Origin of the sequence: Streptomonospora alba, from assembly GCF_000826685.1 — a bacterium.
Lineage (GTDB): Bacteria > Actinomycetota > Actinomycetes > Streptosporangiales > Streptosporangiaceae > Streptomonospora > Streptomonospora alba.
Genome location: NZ_JROO01000019.1, coordinates 39,446 through 42,380, shown reverse-complemented (window position 1 = coordinate 42,380; position 2,935 = coordinate 39,446). Strand labels below are relative to the sequence as shown.

The window sequence follows — 2,935 nt, the reverse complement described above, 5'->3', positions numbered from 1 at the left end:
CTCTTCAGTACCGTTCTTTAATCGTCGCCGGCTCGATGCCGAGTCCACCGATGACACCTGTCATGCATCGGGCGTGACAACTCGCCTATGTCTCCAGGGGCACCGACCGGCAACATGTAACCAGACAGCGAAGAGGACGGCAATCGTCCGCTGAAACACTCGGATGAAGGGATCCCGGCTATGAGCCAGGGCACCAGGCAGATCGTCATCATGTCCGCCACCTCCATACTCGGTGGAGTCATCGGCTGGGTCGTCGGGATGTACGCGATCGGGGCGCACATCCTGATCCCCGTGGGCGTGGTCATCGGGGTCGCCGTGGGAATGAGCCTGAGCAAGCACCGCAAGGACGCGTGACCCGCCCCCGGGTGTTTGTACACCACCCGGGACCGAAGAAAAGTCAGGGGGTACCGCGAAAGAAGGGCGGGCCCCGGGACTGATTTAGGGGTGTCGCGGAGTGCGCGGGCGGGTCCAGAATACGGTGGCAATGAGTTTCCGTACCCTCGACGTCGAGGGAGCCGTCGAGTTCGGCTTCCCCACCTTTCCCGACGAACGCGGCTCCTTCACCTCGGCGCTGACGGAGTCCGACTTCGCTCACGCGCTCGGACACCGGCCCTTCCCCGTCAGGCAGGCCAGCTACACCCGCTCCCGCCGCGGCGTCATCCGCGGCCTCCACTTCACCGCGACGCCGCCGGGATGCGCCAAGTTCGTGTACTGCCCGGCGGGGAAGGCCCTCGACCTGGTCGTCGACCTCAGGGTGGACTCGCCCACCTGGGGGCGATGGGACGCCGTGACGCTCGACCCTGCCGAGCCCAAGGCGGTCTATCTCCCGGTGGGGGTGGGCCACGGTGTGGTCTCGCTTGAGGACGAGACGGTCGTCTGCTACCTCCTCTCGGCCCAGTACGTTCCGGAGAACGAGTTGGCCGTATCGGTCTTCGACCCCGAGTTGGACATAGCGCTGCCCGACCTGCCGCCGGTGCAGTCGCCCCGCGACGCTGAGGCCCAGTCGCTCGCCGACGCGATGTCGCGGGGACTGCTGCCCGACTTCGACGCCTGCCGGGAAGCCGAGGCGGCGCTCGCGCGCTCAGCGGCCTGAGCCCCGCTCTTCCGCCGTCGGCACGGGGCCCGCCTGCGCATCACAGCCAGCCGCGCTGCTCGGCCACCAGGGCCGCCTCCGAACTGGTCCGTGCATCGGTCTTGCCGATCGCCGCCGACAGGTGGTTGCGCACGGTGCCTTCGGTCAGGTGGAGACGCGCCGCCATGTCACCGACGGTGCTGCCCTGCCCGACCGCCCGCAGGACCTCCTGCTCCCGCTGCGTCAGGGGGTTGATCCCGTGGATGAGCGACTCGGTGGCCAGCGCGGGATCGACGACCTTGATCCCGCGCGCCACCTTGCGGACGGCCTTGCCCAGTTCCTCCGGCGGCGCGTCTTTGACCACGAAGCCGGTGGCGCCGGCCGACATCGCCCGCGCGAGGTAGCCCGGGCGGCCGAACGTGGTGCAGATGAGGATGCGGCAGTCGGGCAGGGCGCTGTGCAGCTCGGCGGAGGCGGCGAGGCCGTCCTTTCCCGGCATCTGGATGTCGATCAGCGCGACGTCGGGGCGGGCGTCTTTCGCGGCGGGCAGCACCTCCTCTCCGGAGCCCACGTGGGCCACCACGGTGATGTCCGATTCCAGGTTGAGCATGGACGCCAGCGCGCCGCGGACCAGGGCCTGGTCGTCGGCCAGCAGAACTCTGATCATCGCGGACCCCCATGCGCCGTACTGCTTCGACCGCTGTCGGCGGGCACCCGGGCCCGTACCGCGAACCCCCCGCCCGGCGGGCGCTCTACCTCCAGTGTCCCGCCTTGCGCCGCGACGCGCTCCTGCAAGCCGCGCAGCCCGTTGCCTATCCGGACAGCTCCCACGCCCGGCCCGTCGTCTTCCACGACCAGCCAGTCGCGGCCGAGCCGGACCTCCACCTGAGCGGCCCGCGAGTGGCGCACCGCGTTGGTCACCGCCTCGCGCACGACATAGCCGAAGACCTGCCGGGCCTGCGGATCGACGTCGTCCACGGCGTGCGGAAGCCGGGCGGATATCCCCACGGCCCGCAGAGCGGAGGCGGCGGCGGCCAACTCGCCGGCGAGGGTCACCGAGCGGTACCCGGAGACCGTGGCCCGGACGTCGGCCAGCGCGTCCCGGGCGAACCGCTCGACCTCTCCGGCTTCCCCGGCTATCGCCTCCTGGCCCGAATCCTCCAGCAGGCGGCGGACGAGCCCGGCCTTGACGGTGATCGTCGTCAGGCTGTGGCCGAGGATGTCGTGCAGGTCTCTGGCGACCCGCTCACGCTCCTCGACCACGGCGAACTCCGCGATCCGGTCGCGTGCCCGCCGCAACTGCTCGTTGGCCTCCACCAGCTGCATGAACAGGATCATCGCGACGCCGACGGTCGCGAGCAGGATGAGCTCGGACATGACACTGGCGAGGGAGTCTTCCAGGAACGCGGCCAGCCCGACCGCGGCCACGACGACGACGACCGCGCCCGCCGCCGTCACGGTACGGGCGAAGGCGCCGATCACGCACAGCGCGAAGACCAGGACCCAGGCGTTCTTCACCCCCATCAGGGCGACGAGCACACCGCCCAGGCACAGCAGCAGCGCGCACATCAGCAGGCGAACGCCCCATGCCTTCGTCTCCCCCAGGGCCACGAAGAGCAGATAGGAGCTGACGTAAGCGGTGCCGACCCCCTCGGCCCATCGCCGCCGTGCGGTGTCGAGCTCGCCGAGCGCGTCGAGGGCATAGGGCAGCATCAGCGCGCTGAAAAGCAGCGTGACGCCGACGGACGTCCACAGGGCGCGTCCGCCGTGCGCCGAGGGCGGCGCGAGGAGCCGCCGACCGATCTCCTCGCGCCATCCTGCCGTAGCGGCGGTGCGCTCAGCCTCCGATGTGGTCATGACGTG

The 2,935-nt window shown here is 70.2% G+C and carries 4 protein-coding genes; 2 read left to right on the top strand and 2 right to left on the bottom strand.

All coding sequences use genetic code 11. The features are described 5' to 3' along the window. Nucleotides 1–180 precede the first annotated feature (180 nt). Both LP52_RS27240 and LP52_RS11185 read left to right on the top strand, forming a co-directional pair. Nucleotides 181–354, top strand: coding sequence for a hypothetical protein (locus LP52_RS27240; protein WP_157036303.1), 174 nt, complete (start codon nucleotides 181–183; stop codon nucleotides 352–354). Nucleotides 355–484: 130 nt separating this feature from the next. Further along, the gene (locus tag LP52_RS11185) at nucleotides 485–1,093 is read left to right on the top strand and encodes a dTDP-4-dehydrorhamnose 3,5-epimerase family protein (protein ID WP_040273070.1); all 609 of its coding nucleotides are present in this window, start codon (nucleotides 485–487) and stop codon (nucleotides 1,091–1,093) included. Between the two features lie 40 nt (nucleotides 1,094–1,133). On the opposite strand, the gene LP52_RS11180 is transcribed toward LP52_RS11185, so the two are convergent. After that, nucleotides 1,134–1,739, bottom strand: a complete 606-nt coding sequence (locus tag LP52_RS11180) for a response regulator transcription factor (protein ID WP_040273068.1) — start codon at nucleotides 1,737–1,739, stop codon at nucleotides 1,134–1,136. Further along, nucleotides 1,736–2,929, bottom strand: a complete 1,194-nt coding sequence (locus tag LP52_RS11175) for a sensor histidine kinase (RefSeq protein ID WP_052809723.1) — start codon at nucleotides 2,927–2,929, stop codon at nucleotides 1,736–1,738. Before LP52_RS11175 ends, LP52_RS11180 begins: the two co-directional genes overlap by 4 nt. Between the last annotated feature and the right edge of the window lie 6 nt (nucleotides 2,930–2,935).